We start from the raw sequence: 24,100 nt of genomic DNA, 5'->3' as shown, positions 1-24,100 counted from the left end.
GGGAGTAAATGAGGGCAAAGGAAAAAATATGAGTTTTAAAACAAACACAACCACTCAAACAAATGCAAAAAGTCTTCGGCAAAATATGACAGAGGCAGAAAGGAAGCTATGGCAACGTTTGCGTGGTAGCCAGTTGGGTGTTAAGTTTCGCCGTCAAGTACCGATTGGCGGATATGTCGTGGACTTTTTTACTCATAGTAATAACCTTGCCATCGAACTTGACGGTAGTCACCACCTACAGCCAGAACAATTAGCCTATGACAACATACGCACCGAATATTTAAACAGCTTAGGTATTACCGTGATACGTTATGATAATCATAGCGTATTGACCCAAATAGATGCAGTTATTGCGGATATTGTAGAAAGATTAGAGAATTATTACAGCACTAAAAATTATCTGACAGGAGCAAACCAATGAAACGACTTATCTTAAATCCTATCCCACTGTGCAGTTGTGCTTGCCTTTTATTGAGTAGCATAGTTAGCCATGCCCAAACTTGCCAAACCACTAATATCGAAGCCACCACACCAACTAACCGCTTTACTACCATTGGTGTAAAAGATGGAGAAGTCAAAGATACCGTAACAGGGCTAATCTGGCAACGATGCTCATTAGGGCAAACATGGCAAGGTAACAACAATAATAATGGTGGTAAATGTATAGGTAGTGCCAACAGCTATAACTGGCAACAAGCACTGACACAAGCCAAAGCAATAGGTAATGGCTATCGACTGCCCAATATTAAAGAGTTAAGTAGTATTGTGGAACAGCAATGCTATGACCCTGCCATTAATACCACCATATTCCCTAATACAGCATCTAGCGATTATTGGTCGTCCTCGCCTGTTGCTAACAGTAGTTCCCATGCGTGGGACGTGGACTTCAATAATGGTCACGATAACTACAGCTATAAGAACAATAGTAGTTATGTGCGTGCCGTGCGGTCAGAATAGGCTTTTTGGGTTTTAAGATTTTCCCCCACTTAACCTAAAATAAACACCCCCCCCCTTCTGGAGTGGTGTTTCTCAATTATCCTAAAAGAAACCACCCCCTAGCCCCCTCCTTGAAAAGGAGGGGGGACATATTTTTTAGAATTTGGGAAGGGAGCTAGACTTTGAAATAAAGTTATTACTATTCCCCCACCTAATCTCCCCCTAAGGGGGAGGAACAGCACTTTTCAGGTTTTGTTTATAAGGGCAAAGCTAGAATACTTTTAAAAGTTATGAAGGATATCGCCCCCCTCCCTTAGGGTAGGTGAGCGAGGATAAGCAATCGTCCAGTGGACGATTGCCCGAGTGCAAGACGTAGAGCTATGCTCGGAGTGGGGGAGGGCGTAGAGGACAAATAAATATGAGATTTGAGAACCACCCCCTGACCCCCTCCTTAAAAAGGAGGGGGGACATATTTTTTAGAATTTGGGAAGGGAGCTAGACTTTGAAATAAAGTTACTACTATTCCCCCACCTAACCTCCCCCTAAGGGGGAGGAACAGCACTTTTCAGGTTTTGTTTATAAGGGCAAAGCTAGAATACTTTTAAAAGTTATGCAGGATATAACCCCCCTCCCTTAGGGAGGGGCTGGGGGAGGGAATAATAGAAGTTTCAAAAGAAAGATTAGGGGAGCGAGTAAATGAGGGCAAAGGAAAAAGTATGAGTTTTAAAACAAACACGACCACTCAAACAAATGCAAAAAGTCTGCGACAAAATATGACAGAGGCAGAAAGGAAACTATGGCAACGTTTGCGTGGTAGCCAGTTGGGTGTTAAGTTTCGCCGTCAAGTACCGATTGGCGGATATGTCGTGGACTTTTTTACTCATAGTAATAACCTTGCCATCGAACTTGACGGTAGCCACCACTTACAGCCAGAACAACTAGCCTATGACAACCTACGCACCGAATATTTAAACAGCTTAGGTATCAGCGTCATACGTTATGACAATCATAGCGTATTGACACAGATAGATGCAGTTATTGCGGATATTGTAGAAAGATTAGAGACTATCCCACCTAACCTCCATTTTAACTACTCCGCCACACCATCCAATTTCACGCTCACCATAATTGAGCGTACCTGACATGGTTGAATTTGCTTAGCAACTTCTGCTAATACAGGTTTATCTGTCCAACCAAGCCAATAGGCAAAGGCAATTTGGGTCAAATCCACACCGCAATGTTTGGTATAACCAATACCACCAGAAGGGCGACTATTGATTTCTAGCACATGGTGTACCCCAGCATCGTCCGCTTTGGTCTGCACGCTGACAATACCATCACAGCCAAATGCCTGAATCAAAGGTATTACCACTGCCATTACCTCCTCATCATAGCCAATATGCTGCACCTTACCGACCTTATGACGGGTAATCGCAGCCAATACCTCACCACGCTCACATACCACATCGATAGAATATTCCTGTCCAGATAGATATGGCATCAATAGCATTGGTATGGGTCGCTTTTGTACCATCTCGCTCTTGGCATAAGCAATTAAAAACTGCTCAGCATTGATTTTGCGGTTATCGGTAAAATACAAATGCTCAAAACTATCATAGCTATTATCAAGTGTTTTGCCCGTATCCAAACGCCAAAACCCCTGTGCAAAAATCCCCGAAACAGGTTTGACACACAGTGATTGGTTGTGGTGCTTCGCAAACAACTGATGTAACTGCCGCAAATTTTCAAATCGCCAGCCAGTCGCCACAGGAATGTCATGTTGTTGGCAATGCTGTATAAACGCAAACTTATCATCTATTTTTTGTAGCATCTGCACATCTTGCGCCCCTGTCAGCAGCCTAATATTCGCCTTGTTAAATAAATACCGCTGTGCTTCATAATCAATACTATTACGCCCAGTGAGCAGCACTTTAACATGATGTTGTTGTGCCTGATCTAGCACATACTGCCAACGAGAAGAAGAGCCACTGTTATCTTCTGCTGGCTCATAAAAGTAGTGGTCAGCAAACTCAAAAATCTCAGGGCGTGAAGAGCGATGAGAAGCAATAATGGATAAAGGTTGGTTGGGATATTGAACTTTGAGTCCTTGTAGACTTTGCAGCATATCTCGCTGACTAGACTGTGCCTCAGCCAGCCAAACACAAGCGGCTGGATTTAGGGGAGTTGAGATTGGTTGATTCATAAGGACATCCCATAACAGTGATGATGTTTTTCACCACATTGCAAAGATTTAGTGAAGCGATTGCTAATAAGTGTATAATAAAAAAATTTATAAAATAACTTGAAGATTAACAGATTTTATTGAGAAATTTATTGGAGTTAAGGGATATTATGGATCATCAAATCACCTACCTAGAAGGCATTTTAGCACACTGGGAAAAATCAGTATTGGCTTATTTGCCCAATATCTTTTTGAGTGTATTGGTGTTTGGCTTGTTTTTTATACTGGCAAAACTTGCCAAAAAATACACACTGAAACTCTATACCAAAGCTGCCACCAAATATATAGAAATTGGCTATATTGTCTCAACCGTCATCTATATCTTTTTTATCGCCTCTGGTGTATTACTTGCCCTACAAATACTCGGGCTTGAACAAGTATTGACCAAACTACTGGCAGGTGCTGGCGTGCTTGGCATCATTGCAGGCTTTGCCTTTAAAGATGTGGCATCTAATTTATTTGCAGGTTTATTATTAAAAATTCAGCAGCCCTTTGGCAAAGATGACTGGGTGGAAATTGACTCAACCTATGGCAAGGTGATAGGAATTGGCTGGATTACCACCAATATATGGACAGTGGCAGGGCAACAAGTGTTTGTCCCCAACCAGCTTATCTATAATAATACATTTACCAGTTATACCGCGTTTCATAAACGGCGAATCATCTTTGAAAGTGGCGTATCTTATGGGGATGATTTGGCATTGGTCAAAGCGGCGGCATTAGAAGAAGCGGCACAAGTAGAAAGCGTATTGCATGATGAGCCCATTGATTTTTACTTTACCGACATTGGCTCAAGCACCTATAACTTCCAATTACGATTTTGGATACATTTTAAAAATAATATAGACTATAAACAAGCCAGTAGCGACATCATCATGCGTATTAAAAAACGCTTTGAGCAAGAAAACATCAGCATCGCTTATACTGTCACTACTCTAGATTTTGGGGTAAAAGGTGGGGTTAATATCTTTGATAAGCCCATACCCGTGGCAATTGATAATAATTTGGATGCTGCCAATACCGACCTAAAAAATGTCACTGGCATACCAACGCAATCAGCAGAATCTATTAGCAATCACGCAGTTAAGCAACCTGTCGCTGATGTTCAAAGTAATAATAGCGACAGTCCCAGTAATAACCATAGTTCCAGTAATAACAATGAGGGAAAATCAAAGTGAGCCAAACATTAATCGCTGGTGCAAATGCCCCGCTAGCCAATGCTAAAATTACCCTACGCATCATTAGCCAAAGCCCGATAGATTGTGCTGCTTATCGGTTGGCAAGCAACATGAAAGTACGGGGCGATGGTGACATGGTATTTTATGGGCAACGACAAAGTGATGATGCCAGTATTGCCTTTCGGGGGCGCGAAACTGATGGATTTTTTGACATTGACTTGCCTACGCAGCCGATGGCGATTGAAAAAGTGGCGGTGGCATTTTCCGCAGATTTGCCATTGGCGCAGCTTGGTAACGTGACTTTGCAAGTGATGCAGGGCAGTGAGGTGCTGCTAAACTGTCCTGTAGAAGCTGCAAATCGGAACGAAAAAGCATTGATTCTCGGCGAATGCTACCGTCGTCAAGGCAGTTGGAAGTTTCGTTTTATCGCCCAAGGTTTTGATGGTGGGTTAAAGCCGCTATCTGAGCATTTTGGTGTGGAAATCGCTGATGATAGCCATAATAATCAAGCCCAAAAGCAGAATATCCCGACGCCACCACCTATGCCCAATACTGCTTCTACCCAATCTAATGCTGCCAAACCCAGTGTCAATCTTAGCAAAGTCACGCTCACTAAAACCCAATCGAGTATCAATCTCAAGAAAAAAGACAACTTTGGTAAAATCTCTATTAATCTTAACTGGAATCAACAAGCAAATGCTGCTAGTCAGGCAACGGGTCAGCCCAAAAAAGGACTGCTTAGTGATTTATTTAAGCAGCGTGCATCAGGCATTGATTTAGATATTGGTGCAATGATATTTTTAAAAAATGGTGAGCGCACCTTGATTCAGGCACTCGGTAACCATTTTGGCAATCTCAATGCATCGCCTTATGTCTTATTGCGAGCCGATGACCGCACAGGGCACATGACTGGCGGTGAATGGCTGGATATCAATGGTAGTCAGTGGTCACAAATACAAGAAGTATTGGTTTTTGCCTTTATTTATGAAGGTGTACCCAATTGGGCACAGACAGACGGTATTGTCACTATCCATGTACCTGAGCAACCACCAATTGAAACCCACCTAACCGAAGGTGCAAACAATCGTCCCATGTGTGCCATTGCCAGACTGGTCAACCAAAATGGTAGTATCAATGTGGAGCGCATTAATCAGTATTTTAATGGGCATCAAGACATGGATAAAGCCTTTGGTTGGGGCTTTAGTTGGAAGCGTGGCAGTAAGTAATATTAGTTGCTGATATTAAGTATTGACTTATATTAGGGCTATGCAGTATTTATAGTTCATCTATAGCTACTTTAAAAAATCTACCATGGTGTCTTGCTAGATGTATGCAATGGGTTGTCTTGTGGTTAAATTATATTATATCTCTAAAATAACCTAAATTTGTCAAATTCGCTTAGTCTACTAATTGTTTCCCGTTGTAGTAATTATATTGGTAGGTTAATTAATAGAATTAGTATTAGATTGACTATACATCAATGACTATGTTTTTTATGTACCATTTTTATATTCCTTCTGTGAGAACAACTATACTATGAAATTTATTAACTCTATTGTCATTAATATAAAAATTATTATCTACTATTGCACCTATATATATCATATCATTTTCTAATAAAATTGACTTTAAATTAAAAATATCTAAATTATATAGCTCTGCATATTCTTCTTTATCTAAAATATAAAATTCATTACCTTGTGCTCTAGTAATCTCTTCAAATATCTTAACTATATATTCGTTAAATACGGTTTGAGTGATGAATTCACCTGATAGCTTTTCAGAGAGTATAATATTGCTTTTAATAATATCATTTCTATGTAGTAACTGAGAGACAATTGGATCATGAACAATATTTACAAGAGACTCTAAGAATTTAGTATTACTATTAAATTTATTTCTTAGGTACATTGTTAATATAAATTCAAAATCATCATCAAGATTAAGAATAATCATGTCAAAATTATTGCTAATAATTACTTTCCAAAAGTCAATATCAAGATAACCTTCATTGTCATCTTGAGTGTATCTTTGTAGTTTTGCAATACTTTCATCGTCTAGGAAGTCATAAATTTTACTTATATCTATATCATCAAAATCACCAATAATGCATATATTTCTTGTGGATTTAAGCCTTGGTTTCGGAATTTTTATTGCTGTATTTTCTATTATTTGATTGTGATTACTAGATATTTCTGTGAGATAGTAGTTATATGATTCTTTTATGATAATAATTAACTTATCTTCAAAGCTAAGCGTAATGTCTTTATCTACATTAAGTTTAACTTCATTATTTTTTATCACCCCCAGTATTACTGCATCACCTAACTCTAAATATGCCTCTTTAAAAGATTTTTCTACATTAAAAATTTCCTTATAGTCAATTATTTTAATCTCCCAATTTTGGAAAGAAAGTAAACCAGAATATATTTGAAAGTACATTGGATTGGTAATGGATCTATTCAATAAATTGAGTATGATATCAATACTATTTATAATGTCTGATTTATTTTTATTATCAGAAAATATTTCATTATAAATTATTTCATCTCTATTTGAACTTGATTCTATAATAAATTTCAAGTATCTATTCTGGAATTTTTCATGAGATAGTATGTATCTTGTTATTTTACTTTCTAAAAATCTATTTGTGTTGTTGTTTTCTTTAAGTATGATAATTTTTCCACAATGGTTAATATTAATTTTTTCATAAGTATTCCAGACAAAGGGGCTTCCTTTGAGAATAAATATTCTTATATTTGAATATTGCTTTAAATTCTGTGAGAATTCTTCAGTATCTTTAATAAATGGGAGAAAGAGAACTATATCTTTTGTTTGCTCTAGGTCAGCATAGTAATAATTAATTTCGTCTAATATAAAGTTAGTTTTTGGGTTGGAATTAATGATTACTATGTGATCTTTACCTTTGTATGGATAAAATCCATTTTTTATATCGTCAATTATATTAGTTAATAAACTAGATATAATTGAAATAAGTGTACCACCAATAATAAGTCCTAAAATTAGCTCAAAGAATCCAAATAGAACTTGATCAAAGTCACTTATTTCTGCAATGGCTGAAGGACTTAAAAATATTAACACACTGAGTTTTATGCTTTTTAGGACAATTGCAAATGCTGCAATAGAGAATATACTAAAGGTAAAAAGTATTATAAACTGTACAAAAATTGAGGTTGTAGCAAAAAAGCTTAAACTAAAGACATTTTTAGCGACATCTTTAAGTCTGATTAGCTTTAAAATTCTAAAAAACTTTAGAAATCTTATTATTCTTGCTGTTAAGGTATCAAACTGTATACCAGTAGTGAAGTAAGGTATTAATGAGATGATATCAATAATAATAAAAGGAGTTAAAGTGAATTTTATTTTTCCTAAAACACCTCTATATCTTTTATCATTACCAATAGATATGTATCTAAAAATAAGTTCTATACAAAAAATAACAACAGTGATGTATTCGATAATTAATAAAAAGCCCTTAATATTTTGGTTGAAGTTAGAAAATGTATAAAGTAAAGATGATCCTATATTTATAAATACATTTATTAATAAGGCTCGTTGTACCAGCTTTCCATATTTGCTTGATTGTGGTTTTTCCAGTACTTTATATATTTCATGAAGCATAATGTTACCTAGGCATTTTGTAAATTAAATATACTGTGAGTTATAACTAAATCTATTTTATATTATTTTGTTAGTTTAATTGATTTTTGAGTTGGCTGGCTAAGTTTAAGTATGAATTTTCTATTATCATTCCTTGACTATTTATATTTGATTATATCAGAATAAATGATGTTTGTAATATACTGTCGTATTTATATTTCTAAAATATGATGGATAAGTGTTAGGGTATCTGATGTAAATACTGTAAAGATTATAAAATAGGAATGTAAATTAGAAAAAATATAATTTTGGTAGAAAGATTAGAATAGGGAAGTTTTTTTTGATTTTTAATGGGCATCAAGACATGGATAAAGCCTTTGGTTGGGGCTTTAGTTGGAAGCGGGGTAGTAAGTAGAAAAGTTGGATTTGGGATTTTTGTCATATTGGTATATTTAATTTATCATAGTCATAAAAAAACGCTGCTTTTCATCGCAGCGTTTTTTTAGGTGTTGTTCTATATATTGATATTGATTATCAAGTCAGTAAGTTGATTAAACTGTCAACCAGTCAACCAAAACAATATATATTTGCAGATTAAGCATGTGGCATGATTGCAGGCATCAAGTCTTGGAAGGTGCGTCCTGAGGCAATCTCACCAATGGCGTGCATTTTCCATTCACCATTATGACGATAGACTTTTGCCATAATCATTGCTGTATGACTGCCTTGTGAGGATAAGTTATAGCGAGCCACCTCTTGGTTATTACTGGCATTAACGATGCGACAAAACGCATTTTCAACTGTCTCAAAAGTTTGTCCAGTAAAGCTGTTGACAGTAAACACCAATGATTGCACATTAGCAGGAACACGTGATAGGTCAACATTAATTACCTCATCATCACCATCACCTGCACCCGTTCGGTTATCGCCTGTATGGGTAATACTGCCATCTTTTGAGTTAAGTTGTCCAAACCAAATGGCATCAACAGGCTGTTTATTACTATCAAACATAATACAAGAGGCGTCTAAATCAATGCTGTCACCACCACCTGCACCCCCACTAAAAAGACCACCTAAAAAGCCGCCTTTTTTACCTGAGCTTGATTGAGCCACATCCCAACCTAATCCCATTTTTATTTGTGTGAGCGTACCACCCGCTTCTTTAGAAAGTGATATCTTTTGTCCTTTTTGTAGACTAACTGCCATGATATTTGTCCTTATTTATATAAATTATTTATGTGTGATAAGCTGATATCTGTACTTATTTGGTTTTGATATATGAGAGATAAAGTAGCATTATAAAAGCAAAATGAAAGTAAATAGTGAAATAATCTGTAAACCATCTGATTTATAATTACATGATTTGATCTAAAAAGCCACCATTACCACCACGACCACCTGAGTTACTTCCTAAGATACTTTGTATCCAGCCCTGATAGCTATCACGGTTGCGAGAGCAAATAACCACTTTACCAGTACCAGAGAAGTTTAGCACCATACCTTCGCCACTAGTAACAGAGTTGATGATATTACCCATAAAGCCTTTTTTCTTACTGGTGGAGACTGACAGTTTATAATCCAAACGGGAATCCCAACACACCACATGACCATTATCAATAATCACATCTTTGCCTGGTGTGACTTCAATTTCAAATAATGAGCCAAACCCTGATACCACCACTTGACCAGTACCGTGGGTTTGCATAATAATAAATCCACCTGTGTCACCAAATACCGCTCCACCAAGATTGCGCTGTATATTGGCTCGAATATCGACACCTTTTGAGGCAGCAACAAATGCACCATCGCTTAGGGTATATTGGTTTGCACCAACATCAATGATTTGCATGTCACCATCTAGGGTTGGAGCAAGCAGGCAGTCACCTTCACCATGTACCGCTTCGATTTGCTGCTGAAATAGGGATTCATCATTAGCAAAGCGGCGCATCAGTGATTGCATCAGCCCACTTTGTAGCTTACCTTTTAGCTCAAGGTTAGACTCCATCATCACCATGGCATTGGCTTCACAAAAAATCGAATCACCTTGTTTAAGATTGCAATGTAAAAATGGTTCGATAGTGCCAATTAAACTGAAGGTTGCTGCCATGGTAGATGTCCTTTGCTCATCATTGACTTATATTTGGATGTTTGAAGTAAATGTTCAATAAACTTACTTTGGCTCTAGTAAAAATCGTTTACACACTAACGCCATAAGAGGCTGCTAATGGACCTAATCCACCATTAAAACCTTGACCAACAGCACGGAATTTCCAATCACCATTATGGCGATATAATTCACCAAATATCATCGCGGTCTCGGTGCTGCTATCTTCAGACAAATCATAACGAGCGATTTCACTGTTGCCATTATCATTGACTACACGAATAAATGCATCGCCTACTTGTCCAAAGTTTTGATTACGAGATTGACCTTCATAAATGATGGCACAGACAGCAACTTTGCTGACATCGGCAGGAACATTACTGAGGTTAATTTTGATTTGTTCATCATCACCTTCCCCTTCCCCTGTACGGTTATCACCAGTATGTTCAACCGAACCATCACCAGACTTTAGGTTGTTAAAAAAGATGAAATCTTGATCATTACGTACCTTACCTGCTTCATTGAGCAAAAATGCAATGGCATCTAAATCAAACTCTTGACCATCTGTGGCACGAGGGTCCCAACCAAGTCCAACAGTAATATTGGATAAACCAGGTGCTTCTTTAGATAGATTGACATTACCGCCTTTGGTTAAGCTAATAGCCATAATCATTTTCCTTATTTAGTTTTGATAGTAAGTGTTAGTTGGTTAATGAAAGTGAAAAAAGTAAAAGTTGCTTAGGTTTATTACAGCTTAGGTTTATTACATTTCCCACATACAATATGTGAGACTAAAATCATGTTTTACTATACTAATCGTCTTCGCATTACGCAAGGGGGGAATTGTTGATGAGGCGTTTTCAAGTATTGCTTAAATTTTACCAAAAATTACTAACATGCTGGTTAATGAGGATTATTGTTCCATGTGTTCACTGCCTACTTGCTTGTTTACTTGTACCACTGTGTCTATCGGTTGGGTTTTATTTACCTCTATAGAAGAAGTCGTCAGATGTTGGTGCGTAGTTTCAATTTTTTGTTGATTGCGTTTTGCCACTGCACTGATGGCATGACTGAGTTGATCATTTAATGCTTCAGCTTCAGCTTTTATTGGTGCAAGTGATGTGATGGTAGCAGATGAGTCCAAATGGGCGGGTCTTTGCGAGGCGGGTATGTCCATACTCATCAAAGCCTGTTCTTGGATGGAGTTATTAGCATTAACGTCATGATTTGTATTTTGCATATTTGTGGCAGGGGCATTTGCATAAGCAGGTGAAGATGGGAGCGGTGCATCAGTGATTGATTGTGGGTGATTGGTTTGCGTTGTTTGTGCCACAATCGGTGCAGTAGTGGTATTTGTTGTGTTTGAAGTAGTAGCAGTAGCAGATGTGGGTGGGGTGGCAGGTGGCGCTGTTGGTGCTGTTGGTGCTGGTACTGTCTGTGTGGCAGATGAAACCGCTGCCTCCATACTCTCAGGTGGGGTTGGTGGGGTTTTGTCCTCTTTTATGTGACTAACGGACGTTGTCATTTTAGAGGTGCTATTGGCTGAGGATAAGGCGTCTGTTCCTATTGCGGTGGTAGTTTGATCAACATGAGGGGCTGTCAAGGATTTATTGTTGCTTGATTGGCTGTGTGTATCAGTATTGCTAATATTATGCTGAGCGTTATTTTTATGAGTGAATTGATAATAAAGTATGGTAAATATAAATACATGCAATGCTAAGGCAAGGAAAATAGCCGTTAGCTGTTTGTCCTGAATATTTTTCAACATAATGTTATCAATCCTAAGAGCAGTTAGGATAAGAATACAAAGAAATAGATAGCCTCGCAAGAGAATTTCTCTAAGGTTTATTGAGCTTTTATCTTTATAGAAAAAGTGGGGCGGTCTGTACGTAGCTTTAGAGGCGCAATATAATTCCCAGTCACCTTATAAGATGAATATCGCATTTTTGCGTAAGTCCTAAGGATGTCAAAAATGTTGTAGTATTTTTTTTCAATAAAGATAAAGACACTATTGTGTAGCGTGCATTTTTTATGTATTTGCTGTGACTATAATTGGGTTGTATGTTAATATTTCTTAAATTTATCTGCATAAAATAATAGGGTGTGCTGAGCATTAGATACTACAAGTCTTATGATATAAGGGCTAAGAGGAAATTTTAATAAAACCAATAAATACAACAATACCCCTTGTCAATAAAGAGTTTGAAGTATCCATATTTAACAGTCCTTAATATTTATAATATAGCATCCTAATTTATTTATTTTTCTTTAATGACCATAAGCCAACTATGAATCTGTTGCTATTTCAAACCAAGGCACTGCAATTTTTGCCTCGAAGTTGTGGCGTTATATTTGTATATCTAACGTTATATGTCCATGCACATGCAGCCGCTACGGATATTCAAATTAACAGCCTTATTACGCAGGCAATTCAAACGCATCCTTTGGTAGGTTCAGCGAAAGCGGAGCAACAAGCGACCACAGAAGGCATCACTGCTGCCAAACTTGGACTATTACCCGCACCAAGTTTTTCTTCTGGCTATAATCAGAAGAAAAACTTGGTGTCACAGGTGCGTATTCGTCAATCTTTATGGACAGGTGGACAGTTAACTGCCAATGTGAATCAAGCCATCTTTGATGACAAAGCGGCAATTGAGCATATTTATGAGCAGCAAAACCAAGTTGCCAAAACCACCATTGAAGCATGGCAAAGCTATATTACCGCGGTCGAAAAGCAGCGGGTATATTTTGAGAATTTAAAGCAGTTACATGACTTTGAAGCCATGATGCAGCGACGAGTGACGCAAGGAGTATCAGCACGTATTGAACTGGATTTGGTTACCAATCGTATCTTACAAGAACAAAATGCTTATCAGGCTGCATTAGAGCAACAAAATATTGCCGCTGCTCGATTAGAACAAATTACAGGACAAAACATATCGCAAGACAGTGCCATTAGTGTGCCCAAACTTGAGCTATTGACTGCCCAAGTCAAGCAACAATCTGCCAATTTTAAGCAAATGGCATTTAATCAAGCCAGCTTTTATAACCCGACTGTGGTCAAAGAGTATTATCAAGTAGAGTCTGCAAAACAGGAAGTCAAGGCACAGCGAGCCAAGCGTTATCCGACCGTGTATATGCAGTATGAATATACTTATGATCATCATGAACACGAGGGTGATGGAGAGCTGTCATTGGGATTAAATTATGATCCTGGTGCTGGATTATCAAACCTAGCATTGGCAAGAGCATCACAAGCACATGTTGAGAGCATAAGACAAAGTCACGAAGCAGCACGGCGGACAGTGATGGAAGACATACAAGTTCAATATCAGCAGTTTGCCAGTGCCAAAGATAGGGAGTTGTCATTGGTTGCTGCTTCAGCAGGTGCACAAATTGTAGTAAATTCTTATCGCCGCCAGTTTATTGCTGGACGTAAAACATGGCTTGAGGTATTAAATGCAGTACGTGAATACAGTGATTATCAAATTCAACTGGTACAGACAAGGGCAGATATTTTAGCTGCATACTACAAACTACAAGTAGATTTTGGCATGATGCCGTGGCAGCAGTTTGCACATAATCGTCAGCCAGTGCCTTTATTTAGTGTAACAGACTCAGTAAATGAATGGTTATCGGAGAAAAACTTACCGTCATCTGGAGCATCTTCGGTCACACAAGAGGACTATTCACAGCAAATGGCACAGCCACTGGTTGAGCCAAAACTACTGCCAAATCAAGCTTTTCCGTCACCTGATGCCAATACCAATACTCACATCAATATTAATGATAGTGTTGATCATCGTGGTGTGATAAGTGACTCTGTTGAAATATCTGTGACCCCAATAGATGCGCCTGTTTATCTGCCAACAACTTCACAGGATAAGGATGAAAGTATCCATTAATCTGCTAACCGCCGCCACATTAGCAGCATTGCATTGTAGATACTTAAAATAGTAAACAATAAAAATATGACAAACAATAAAACTTTATATGTAATTGATGGATATTAAATGACTGGTATGAATGAACATTTAAAACCGACAAATTTACCTGTAGATACAAATGATGAAGGTGCGCTAGATAGTAGTATAAATAAGCAGACTATGCCTGATGTCCCTGTATCTTCACAACAAACTTTGGTCGACGCGTTACGCCATTTGCTCAATCAGCAAGGTTATCCGATTGATAATGTACGCCTAGCTGATGTGGTCGCACGACATACACAGCAGTCACAAAATAATCCACAGCAAGATATTCATACATTAGCGGGTATTGTGGCAGTGTTGCAAGGTCTTGGTATTGACGATTTACCTGAGATATTAGAGCAACCAGATGCTGCTTTTTTACCGCTGCTTGCCTATCATACGACAAAAGGATGGGGTGTGATTGATGCTTTAACGGCACAAAATAAATGGCGTTTTACGCAAGCACATACCAGTACTACGGTTCATTTTAATGATCTTAGCTTAATCTTACGGTTGCGCTTAAAAGATGATCACATCAAAAAGCGTAAAGCGTCATTTGCTGATTTGTTAAAAAATAATTTGGCAAACTATAAAGGGGTAGTAATTGAAGCGGTGATTGCTTCATTTTTGATCAATTTGTTGGCATTGGCAGTATCCCTATTTTCAATGCAAGTTTATGATCGTGTCATACCGACCCGTAGCCAATATACATTGATTATTTTGGCAAGTGGGGTAGGGCTGATCATTCTTTTTGAAGCCTTTATGAAGTTTTCACGCTCACGCATCATGGATAAAGTGGTGGTGGGGTTGGATCAACATCTGTCTCGAGAAGTATTTCAACGTTTGCTCAAGGTACGTATTGATCAAATGCCTGGCTCAGTAGGTTCGATGGCAGCACAGCTTAGGGGTTATGAGCAGGTACGTAGCTTTTTTACTGCCAGTACGTTGTTTGGGTTGGTTGATTTGCCCATGACGTTTATCTTTGTGGCACTGATTGCGTTTATTGGCTCACCTTTGGTTGCTGTTGTGCCAGTGATTGCTGCGATTATTGCTGTCTCTATGGGATTGTATGCCCGCAAACGTATTGATGCCATTGCAGCAGAAGGGGCATCTGCTTCGTATTATAAAACGGGGCTTTTGGTAGAGACCGTAGAAGGGGTAGAGACCATCAAGGCAGGGGCGGGTAGTTGGAAGTTTTTATCACGTTGGCTGGATGTGATGAATGTGACAGTTAAAAATGACTTAGACATGAAGCATGCCAACGATAATTTGAGCTATTTTACCCAGATGTTACAGCAAATCAGCTATGTGGGTATTGTCATTGTTGGCTCATTTGTGGTGATGCGTGGTGATATGACCATGGGTGGATTGATTGCTTGTTCTATTTTAGGCGGGCGTGTGCTTGCGCCTGTGATGGCAATTCCCAATTTATTGGTGCAGTATGCCCATGCTAAGGCAGCAAAGCGAAATATTGAGTCTTTATTTACTTTAGAGCAAGACAATCATGGGGTCAGCTATCCTTTATCACCAACAGTTATTCGAGGGGCTTATCAATGTGATGGTTTAAAGTTTAATTATATGGGTAATGACAGATCGGCGGTGAGTGTGCAAAGTTTGCATATCAGACCGGGCGAGCGCATTGCTTTACTAGGTCCGATTGGATCAGGAAAATCAACCTTATTAAAGTTACTGGCAGGATTATATGCGCCAACGCAAGGACATATTTTGCTAGATGGATTAGATATACAGCAAATTAGCCGTGAGTCTTTGAGTGAGTGTGTGGGCTATTTACAGCAAGACCATCGTCTGTTTCAAGGCACATTGCGTGAGAATTTATTGATTGGTATGGCAGCCCCAAGTGATGACGTTTTACACGAAGTATTACAAAAAACAGGACTGATTAATCTGGTATCTAATCACTCTAGTGGCTTGGATTTACCAATTAGTGAAGGTGGACGAGGTCTGTCAGGAGGGCAAAAGCAATTGGTCGCATTTACCCGACTGCTACTCACCAAACCCAGTGTGTTTTTGCTTGATGAGCCCACAGCATCTATGGACAACCGTCAAGAGCAGCGGTGTTTGCAAGTGTTGCGCAATGAACTACAGCAAGGGCAGACATTTATTGTGGCAACTCATAAGACAGCCCTGTTAGATTTGGTTGATCGCATTATCATTATGGACAATCAGCGCATTGTGATGGATGGGCCAAAACAAGCTGTGTTAAATGAACTGATAAAAAACGAGCGTCATAAACAACAGGTTGCTGCTAACTCCAATGTGACTGTAAAAGTTGCGCAAAGTGAGTAGTTTGTTTTTTTGAGTTAAAAACTGAGATTAGACATTCATACTAGCTACTAAGTAATAGGATAATAAATAGATATGTCGGATTACCAATACACCCCCACAAAGCCAAAAATTGGTCGTGCTAGATTGAGTGTCTGGGTCGCTTTAATCGGTATTATCATATTACTTGCTTGGGCATCGGTTGCCAAAATTGATCAAGTTACTCGTGCAAAAGCAACGGTGATAGCCAGTGCCAGAACTCAGCAGATTCAGGCATCTGATGGTGGTGTATTAACTGAAATTGCTGTCAGTGAAGGTGAAGAGGTGAAGACAGGGGAGCTGTTGGTAGTACTAGAAGAAGAGCGGGCAAAAGCTGCGGTAGACAACTCTGCCTCAAAAATTGCTGCGCTCAAAGCCCAGTTGGCTCGCCTTAACGCAGAGGTATTTGAAACACCTTTGGAATTTCCAGATGATGTGCAAAAGTATTCTGAATATGTGCAAAACCAAACTGCTTTATACAATCGTCGCCGTCAAGCAATTAATGAAGATGTGACTTCATTAGAAAAAATGCTGGTATTGGCAAAAAAAGAGCTGAGTATGAATGAGCCGTTGTTAGAGTATGGTGATGTCAGTCAGGCTGATGTCATCAAGCTGCGCCGACAAGTGGCAGAAATCGAAGCACAAATTAATAATAAACGTAATAAATATTTTGAAGAAGCACAAGCTGAGATGACCAAGGCACAAGAGGACTTGGATGTGGAGCTTGAGCAGCTACGTGATCGCTCACAAGTGCTAGAAGAAAAACGCTTAATGTCACCTACAGATGGTAAAGTAAATAATATTAATGTCACAACGATAGGCGGCGTGGTGAAGCCTGGTGAGGTGATTATGGAGATTTTGCCTACCAGCAGTGAGTTAATTGTTGAAGCAAAAATCAGTCCTGCTGACATTGCTTATGTCAAAGAAGGACAGGATGCGACAGTAAAACTTGATGCCTATGATTACTCTATTTTTGGTGCAATGACAGGTACAGTAAGCTATATCAGCCCTGATACCTTAATAGAAAAAACACCCAAGGGTGAGCAGCCATATTATCGGGTGCAGATTATCATTACAGGAGCAGAGTTTCAAAGCCGAGCAAATGAAATTGTTATCAAGCCGGGTATGACCGCATCGGTTGATATCAAAGCCATGGAACGTACTGTATTGTCTTACTTAACTAAGCCAATTACCAAAACCCTATCAGAAGGCTTGGGTGAGCGTTAATTGATACAAGTCCAGTCAAGTAAAAGAACAAGCAAGCTAAGCAATAAAAAAGGATGAGTCTTATTGCTCATCCTTTTTTTATATGTTATTTGACTAAATAATCAATAATCAAGCGAACTTAGCCAGCTTCTTCAAGCTTACGCTGTTTAATAGACGCTAACACTGCCCAAACAATAAAGGCAATACCAATCAAACCTGTCACCAACTCAGGGATATGAAACTTCATTGATAGCAGCATGATAAATGCCAATGCTCCGATGGCATAGTGAGCACCATGCTCTAGATAGACAAATTCATCGAGTGTGCCCTTATCCACCAAAAATATGGTCATAGAACGTACAAACATCGCACCAATGGCAAGTCCAAGCATAATTACAATCACATCGTTAGTGATGGCAAATGCACCAATGACCCCATCAAAACTGAACGATGCATCTAAGACTTCAAGGTATAAAAAGCCAACAATACCGCCTTTCATCACTGCACTGCCCACATCTGCCACATCATTGGTCAAAGGCTTACCTTCTTCAAGGTCTTCTTCTGCCTCTTCAATGTCACCCTCTAACATACCCGAAACTACTTGTACGCCTAAGTAGACCAAAATCCCCCAAACACCTGCCATCAATACCGCCGCATCTTGGCTGTCATCTACCCAAGATAGTGAAATCACCAATACGACCAAGGCAACAAATACACTCATGGCGTCAACTTGACCAAACTTTGCTAAACGGCTTTCGAGCCATTCAAACCAGTGTACTTCGTTATCACCAAATAAAAAGTTTAAGAATACCAATAACAAGAACATACCACCAAAGGCAGAAATCTCGGCATGGTGTGCCAATAGTTTGAGTGAATACTCATCTGGGTTATATAATGCCAGATTTACCACATCCATCATGCCCATGTTTGCGGTAACTGCAACAATGACAATCGGGAAAAGCAAGCGCATACCAAACACGGCAATTAAGATACCGACGGTCAAAAATATCATCTTCCAAAATTTGTCCCAGTGCTTGAGTACTGAGGCATTGACCACGGCATTATCAAAAGATAGTGAAATTTCCATCACTGCCAAAATGGCGGTGATGGATAGGGCAGAGATAAGTCCACTCATGCCCCCATGCGAGAATCCCCACCAAGCGGCAATTGCCAAAGCAATGATGGTAAAAACAATATCAAAATAAAAATGTCTCATGACATATCCTGTCGAGTGTTGCTAGTTAGATACAACTAAGTACGCCAATTATGCACAAATTATATTGTGCCAAAACGCACAAAAAAGTGGTTAATCATAACCACTTTTTTGCAGGGTGTATACCGTTTCAGTGAATAGTCTCACTTTTATCGTAAGCATATATGTTAACCAAATAGCTTATGAATACCGATTTTTAGCAATTCAAATACTTAAAACCACTTAAATGTTTTAAATATTGACACCATATTGATGACACATGGCTTGTAGTCCACCTGAGTAGCCTTGTCCCACCGCACGGAATTTCCATTCACCATTATGGCGGTAGACTTCACCAAATACCATCGCTGTCTCGATAGAGTAGTCTTCTGCCAAATCAAAACGTACTACCTCCGTGCCTGTCTCTTCATTGACCACACGAATAAACGCATTGGCAACTTGACCGAAGTTTTGATTGCGTACCTGTGCGTCGTGAATGGTGACGGTGACCACAATTTTGTCTACATCGGCAGGGACTTGGGATAGATTGACTTTGACCACTTCATCATCACCATCGCCTTCACCAGTACGGTTGTCACCAGTATGCTCAATCGCACCATTATCAGATTTTAGTTGATTATAAAAAATAAAGTCATGGTCGCCACGTACTTTACCCGCACTGCTAAGTAAAAATACGCTGGCATCTAAGTCAAATTCAGCACCTGAGGTGGCGCGCTCGTCCCAACCAAGCCCAATGAGTAGCTTGTTTAGGCTAGGGTCAGTTTTGCTTAAAGATAAATTGCCACCTTTACTAAGAGATAATGCCATGTTTAATGTCCTTTTATTGATATGTTTGGTTTTAAAGGGTTGGTTCTAAATATTTAATTAAATAATAAATAATAAAGGTGGTGTTCTAAAAAGTATGCTACCCCCTCCTATTGGGAGGGGATTAGGGGGAGGGCTGAAACTATGGTAATTTATTAAAATAGCCACAGCCTACTTTTTGAAACACCAGCTAATTTTTTTGAATTATACTATTAAATTTAACCTTCACAATATTGTATTTACAAGATACAAAATGCTCAGCATAAATTCAAGGTTGCATCTGTGAATATTCTCTTTATAATTTGTCGGTTTTGTAATCAGGCGTGTGTAAACTGTCAAAAGGTGATGGATTTTTATATAATAGTTCACTGATGCTGAGTGTAAACAACACCTAGCTTATATGCGAGCGTTTGTAATTACCTCACTCTCAACTTATTTTACTAAATTGATATATGACCCCTCCCATACCCTCCTCTTGAAGTAAGGGGAGGACTTAAAAGCCAGTTCCTCCCTCTTTTTTAAGGGATAGGCTAGGAGCGGGTCGAAGTTGAGGGTGAGGTTTGTAATTAATATTTTATAAGAGCCACTATACTATGAGCCAAATGAGCCACAGCCAATCTACTCCTGCCAATCATAGCTGCATCACCACCCCTTATTATGAGATTGACTTAGCAGATTTAGAGCGTAATTTGCAGGTTGTACAGCAATTGTGTGAGCTGTCAGGGGCAAAGGCTTTGCTTGCGTTAAAATGTTTTGCCACATGGGGCGTGTTTGATGCCATGCGTCCATATTTACATGGTACAACTTCCTCATCACTCAATGAGGTGCGTTTGGGTAAAGAAACCTTTGATAAGCAAGGTGATAAAGAGACGCATGCTTATAGCGTCGCTTATAGTGCCAATGAAATTGACGCAGTATTGCATTATGCTGATAAGATTATTTTTAATTCATTTAATCAGTTAGCCGCCTTTAAAGACAAAGCAAAACAAGCAGGTGTGCCAGTGGGATTGCGCCTCAATCCGCAAACCAGTAACTCTTCATTTATCATTGCTGACCCTGCGCGTCCTTTTAGCCGTCTAGGTGAGCATGATTTAGCTAAAATTGAGCAAGTAGTCGCTGACATCAGTGGGGTGATGATTCATAATAACTGTGAAAATGATAGCTTTGAGGCGTTTAGTGCCAGTCTTGATGACATTGAAGCCAAATTTGGCGATATTTTCATTCAGCTTGAGTGGGTGAGTTTGGGTGGTGGTATTCATTTTATTGCCGCTGACTATCCACTACAAAAACTCGCCAATCGTCTCAAGCAGTTTAGTGAAACTTATGGCGTACAGGTTTATCTTGAGCCGGGGGAGGCGTGTATTCATGATGCAGCCAAATTGGTAACCACCGTATTGGATACGCTGCATAATGGTAAGCCACTGGCGGTTGTCGATGCGTCCATTGAAGCGCACATGCTTGATTTGCTGATTTATCGTGAGACAGCACCTGTGGTTAGCATCAATGGCAATGCTTGTGCGTTGACCCAGCAGCAAAGTGATGACAGTACCATTATTTATGGTAAATCTTGCCTTGCAGGGGATATTTTTGGCGAATATCAACTCACCACTCAGCTACAAATCGGTGATACAGTAGCATTTGGTAATGCCGCAGGTTATACCATGGTGAAGAAAAACTGGTTTAATGGTGTTGCCATGCCAGCAATTGTTATTTGTGATAAGCAGGGGCATCGTAGAGTACAAAAAAGCTTTGATTATGCAGACTTTAAAGCAAGTCTTTCTTAAGCCTTGTAATCGTCATCTATAAACCTCATTATAAAGTTAGATATACAGACTATAGGGGTGCGTGGGTTTTCCTTTGGTCTTCCTTTTTTATTCACGCACATCATTCACCAGTGCCACAGGCATGATCGCTTGTTAATTTCTTGTAAATTTGGCACGCAAAGGAGGATTGGTATTTTGAATACAGATTCAGCAGATACAACAACAGCCGTGACTAGCACAGGCACAAAACGAGACGTACTCATTATTGGTGCAGGCGGTGTGGCACAAGTGGTGGCGCATAAATGTGCCATGAACAATGACATACTCGGTGAGATTCATATTGCGTCACGTACCAAAGAAAAATGTGATGCCATTGCTGCCAGTGTGGTTGAAAAGGGCAGTTTTAAACAGGCAGGTATCTTACATACTTATGCTGTCGATGCCATGGATAGCGATGCCGTTGCCAAGCTTATCCGTGACACAGGGGTACAAATCGTCATTAATGTTGGTACTGCTTTTATCAATATGACTGTTTTAGAAGCGTGTATTGAAACTGGTGTGGCGTATATTGATACTGCCATTCATGAAAATCCGCTTAAAATTTGCGAAAATCCACCTTGGTATGCAAACTACGAATGGAAGCGTAAACAACGCTGTGCTGATAATAACGTCACTGCCATTTTAGGGGTAGGATTTGACCCCGGTGTGGTCAATGCCTATGCCAAAATTGGCTATGATATGATGGACAAAGACAGCGTCACTGACATTGATATCATTGATATTAATGCAGGTAATCACGGCAAATACTTTGCCACCAACTTTGACCCTGAAATCAACTTCCGTGAATTTACTGGGCAAGTGTATTCATGGCAAGACAGCCAGTGGCAAGCAAACAAAATGTTTGAAGTAAAACGTACCGATGATTTGCCTGTTGTTGGTAGCCAGCACAGCTACCTAAGTGGGCATGATGAAGTACATTCACTCTCTGCTAATCTAGATGTACCCAATATCCGCTTTTGGATGGGATTTGGTGAGCATTATATGAATGTGTTTAGTGTGTTGCAAAATCTTGGGCTACTCTCAGAGCAGCCTGTGACTACTGCTGAAGGGCAAGAGGTTGTGCCATTAAAAGTCGTCAAAGCGGTGCTGCCTGACCCAAGCTCACTTGCCCCGAACTACACAGGCAAAACTTGTATTGGTGATAAAGTGCAAGGCAAAATAGATGGCAAAGACAGTGAAGTATTTATCTATAATATCTCTGACCATAAAGATGCGTATGAAGAAGTGGGTAGTCAAGGCATATCCTACACGGCTGGCGTGCCGCCTGTAGCGGCTGCGATGCTGATTGCCACAGGTGAGTGGGACGTTGGGCACATGGCAAACGTCGAAGAGCTTGACCCCAAGCCATTTATTAATTTATTGAACAAAATTGGCTTACCAACACGTATCAAAGACAGCGATGGTGACCGTGCTTTAGCGTTTGATATTTAAGCTTATATCAAAATATCTCGTATGACCCCTCCCAAGCCCCTTAAAATAAGGGGAGGGGTTATACCAAAACCTCTCTAACCTTGATGGTTAGGGAGGTTTTTTTTGGCTGCGATTTATGCCATAAAAATTTTTCTTTATATTTCATAGGATTATCAGATATTTTAAAAATTATGCTGTTGATAGGGTTATCTTGTATTTATTTTTATGCTATAAAAGATACATAATTTAATGTTTTAAAAATAAAGATAACAAATCTGGAACATTGATGAATAATATATTAAAAAAATTATCAATAATAGGGATAAAAGTAGCTGCCTTATGCTTTGTGGGGAGCAATCCTGCCTTTGCCCAAATACAGACACAGGCAGGGCAGTGGCAAGCCCAGCTTAGCATCGGGCAGCTTCAGCAAGATTATTATGAGCTAGATAGTGCAGGGCAGACCCCAACAGGCAAGCTCAATACTGAGACAGGCAATCTATTAGCCACCCAACTTAAAATAAATAAAGACTTTACTCCTATCCATTTCCATAGTTATGAGAATCACTGGACACCACAGCTCAGTGTTGCTTTAACCCATGCCTTGGGCAATAGTGACTACGATGGCTATCTACAATCTGGCAGTCAATTTACTCCTTATCAAAGCCAAACTGATAACCAAATCTGGCAAGGCGATGTTCGTTTTGGTATGCGTTCAGGCAAGATGTACGATGATGCACCGCTGTTTGCCATTACCCCTAATGTGACACTTAGCCACTATCGTTGGCAACGTGAATTGGATGAGTACCAAGAAAAGTTTGCGCATACAGCATTGCTGGCAGGGGCAAGTGTGCATGTGCGTCCTCACTTTGCTACTTATTCTACTAATTCTAATAAGGGTGGGAGTGATACGCCATCGCCTGTATTACTGACGGCAAGCGCAGAATATGGACGCATACTGGATAGTCATATTGATGTCGATAAGTTTGGGTTATCGCAAGATATTGGAGATGCGGATATTTGGCGACTGGGCGTACAAGCAGATTATCAGCTAAATGAGCGTATAAGTATCAATGCGGGTGTGACTCGTCAAGGCTGGCAGTATGAAGAAAGTGAGGTGCAAAATGGCTATGTGTACCCTGAGAGCAACAGTAAACAGACACTATGGCAAATGGGTGTGGGTTATCGGTTTTAGAACTCTACCCAAAATTTATCTATAGCATATTTATGAAATAGTTATTTAAAGGTCAATAAAATTATTCATTAATAAAAAGGA

19 protein-coding genes are annotated in these 24,100 nt (G+C 39.4%); 11 read left to right on the top strand and 8 right to left on the bottom strand.

The window, feature by feature from the left end; all coding sequences use genetic code 11:
- Positions 1-28: 28 nt before the first annotated feature.
- The 3 genes from FHK89_RS10430 (at position 29) to FHK89_RS10420 (ending at position 2,078) form a co-directional block, all read left to right on the top strand.
- Positions 29-421, top strand: a complete 393-nt coding sequence (locus tag FHK89_RS10430) for an endonuclease domain-containing protein (RefSeq protein WP_230659844.1) — start codon at positions 29-31, stop codon at positions 419-421.
- Positions 418-957, top strand: a complete 540-nt coding sequence (locus FHK89_RS10425) for an Lcl C-terminal domain-containing protein (RefSeq protein WP_230659841.1) — start codon at positions 418-420, stop codon at positions 955-957. The genes FHK89_RS10430 and FHK89_RS10425 overlap by 4 nt, the downstream gene beginning before the upstream one ends.
- Positions 958-1,652: 695 nt before the next feature.
- Positions 1,653-2,078: an endonuclease domain-containing protein gene (locus FHK89_RS10420; RefSeq protein WP_230659838.1), complete on the top strand. Its 426-nt coding sequence runs from the start codon at positions 1,653-1,655 to the stop codon at positions 2,076-2,078.
- Here the strand turns inward: FHK89_RS10420 and FHK89_RS10415 are convergent.
- Positions 2,027-3,139 carry an ATP-grasp domain-containing protein gene (locus FHK89_RS10415; protein WP_230659835.1) on the bottom strand — a complete coding sequence of 371 codons (1,113 nt, stop codon included), beginning with the start codon at positions 3,137-3,139 and terminating at the stop codon, positions 2,027-2,029. The genes FHK89_RS10420 and FHK89_RS10415 overlap by 52 nt on opposite strands.
- A 149-nt stretch (positions 3,140-3,288) precedes the next feature.
- Here FHK89_RS10415 and FHK89_RS10410 point away from each other — a divergent pair, with 149 nt between their 5' ends.
- Together FHK89_RS10410 and FHK89_RS10405 are read left to right on the top strand one after the other, a co-directional pair.
- Entirely contained in the window at positions 3,289-4,356 is a 1,068-nt protein-coding gene (locus FHK89_RS10410) for a mechanosensitive ion channel family protein (RefSeq protein ID WP_230659832.1), read from the top strand.
- Positions 4,353-5,582, top strand: a complete 1,230-nt coding sequence (locus FHK89_RS10405; protein WP_442966584.1) for a TerD family protein — start codon at positions 4,353-4,355, stop codon at positions 5,580-5,582. The genes FHK89_RS10410 and FHK89_RS10405 overlap by 4 nt, the downstream gene beginning before the upstream one ends.
- Positions 5,583-5,862: 280 nt before the next feature.
- Here the strand turns inward: FHK89_RS10405 and FHK89_RS10400 are convergent, their stop codons facing one another.
- From FHK89_RS10400 to FHK89_RS10380, 5 genes are all read right to left on the bottom strand, one after another.
- The gene (locus tag FHK89_RS10400; protein ID WP_230659830.1) at positions 5,863-7,998 is read right to left on the bottom strand and encodes an ion transporter; all 2,136 of its coding nucleotides are present in this window, start codon (positions 7,996-7,998) and stop codon (positions 5,863-5,865) included.
- Positions 7,999-8,571: 573 nt separating this feature from the next.
- Positions 8,572-9,183: a TerD family protein gene (locus FHK89_RS10395; protein ID WP_230659827.1), complete on the bottom strand. Its 612-nt coding sequence runs from the start codon at positions 9,181-9,183 to the stop codon at positions 8,572-8,574.
- A gap of 148 nt (positions 9,184-9,331) precedes the next feature.
- The gene (locus FHK89_RS10390) at positions 9,332-10,084 is read right to left on the bottom strand and encodes a TIGR00266 family protein (RefSeq protein WP_230659824.1); all 753 of its coding nucleotides are present in this window, start codon (positions 10,082-10,084) and stop codon (positions 9,332-9,334) included.
- A gap of 88 nt (positions 10,085-10,172) precedes the next feature.
- Positions 10,173-10,748 carry a TerD family protein gene (locus FHK89_RS10385; RefSeq protein ID WP_230659820.1) on the bottom strand — a complete coding sequence of 192 codons (576 nt, stop codon included), beginning with the start codon at positions 10,746-10,748 and terminating at the stop codon, positions 10,173-10,175.
- 246 nt (positions 10,749-10,994) lie between these two features.
- On the bottom strand, positions 10,995-11,849 hold the full coding sequence (locus FHK89_RS10380; RefSeq protein WP_230659817.1) for a hypothetical protein: 855 nt from the start codon (positions 11,847-11,849) through the stop codon (positions 10,995-10,997).
- 520 nt (positions 11,850-12,369) lie between these two features.
- On the opposite strand from FHK89_RS10380, the gene FHK89_RS10375 reads away from it, so the two are divergent.
- The 3 genes from FHK89_RS10375 to FHK89_RS10365 all read left to right on the top strand — a co-directional run bounded on the left by FHK89_RS10375 (position 12,370) and on the right by FHK89_RS10365 (position 17,598).
- Positions 12,370-13,986 (top strand): TolC family protein, encoded by a 1,617-nt coding sequence (locus FHK89_RS10375; RefSeq protein WP_230659814.1) that lies wholly within the window; start codon positions 12,370-12,372, stop codon positions 13,984-13,986.
- 201 nt (positions 13,987-14,187) lie between these two features.
- A complete protein-coding gene (locus tag FHK89_RS10370; RefSeq protein ID WP_442966586.1) occupies positions 14,188-16,356 on the top strand; it encodes a type I secretion system permease/ATPase in 2,169 nt (722 codons plus the stop codon).
- 72 nt (positions 16,357-16,428) lie between these two features.
- On the top strand, positions 16,429-17,598 hold the full coding sequence (locus FHK89_RS10365) for an HlyD family type I secretion periplasmic adaptor subunit (protein WP_230659809.1): 1,170 nt from the start codon (positions 16,429-16,431) through the stop codon (positions 17,596-17,598).
- 118 nt (positions 17,599-17,716) lie between these two features.
- Here the strand turns inward: FHK89_RS10365 and FHK89_RS10360 are convergent, their stop codons facing one another.
- Positions 17,717-18,793 (bottom strand): DUF475 domain-containing protein, encoded by a 1,077-nt coding sequence (locus FHK89_RS10360; RefSeq protein ID WP_230659806.1) that lies wholly within the window; start codon positions 18,791-18,793, stop codon positions 17,717-17,719.
- Between the two features lie 228 nt (positions 18,794-19,021).
- Positions 19,022-19,597 (bottom strand): TerD family protein, encoded by a 576-nt coding sequence (locus FHK89_RS10355; protein ID WP_230659804.1) that lies wholly within the window; start codon positions 19,595-19,597, stop codon positions 19,022-19,024.
- Positions 19,598-20,187: 590 nt separating this feature from the next.
- On the opposite strand from FHK89_RS10355, the gene FHK89_RS10350 reads away from it, so the two are divergent.
- From FHK89_RS10350 to FHK89_RS10340, 3 genes are all read left to right on the top strand, one after another.
- Positions 20,188-21,378 carry a carboxynorspermidine decarboxylase gene (locus FHK89_RS10350; RefSeq protein ID WP_230659801.1) on the top strand — a complete coding sequence of 397 codons (1,191 nt, stop codon included), beginning with the start codon at positions 20,188-20,190 and terminating at the stop codon, positions 21,376-21,378.
- A 174-nt stretch (positions 21,379-21,552) separates the two neighbouring features.
- Positions 21,553-22,848: a saccharopine dehydrogenase family protein gene (locus tag FHK89_RS10345; protein ID WP_230659798.1), complete on the top strand. Its 1,296-nt coding sequence runs from the start codon at positions 21,553-21,555 to the stop codon at positions 22,846-22,848.
- Between the two features lie 265 nt (positions 22,849-23,113).
- Complete coding sequence (locus FHK89_RS10340; protein ID WP_230659795.1) at positions 23,114-24,019, top strand: porin family protein; 906 nt, start codon at positions 23,114-23,116, stop codon at positions 24,017-24,019.
- Positions 24,020-24,100: the final 81 nt, after the last annotated feature.

This window comes from Psychrobacter sp. I-STPA10 (genome assembly GCF_021012795.1).
Classification (GTDB): domain Bacteria; phylum Pseudomonadota; class Gammaproteobacteria; order Pseudomonadales; family Moraxellaceae; genus Psychrobacter.
Note: the sequence above shows the minus strand (reverse complement) of the source record. Positions and strands in the feature narration are given on the sequence as shown.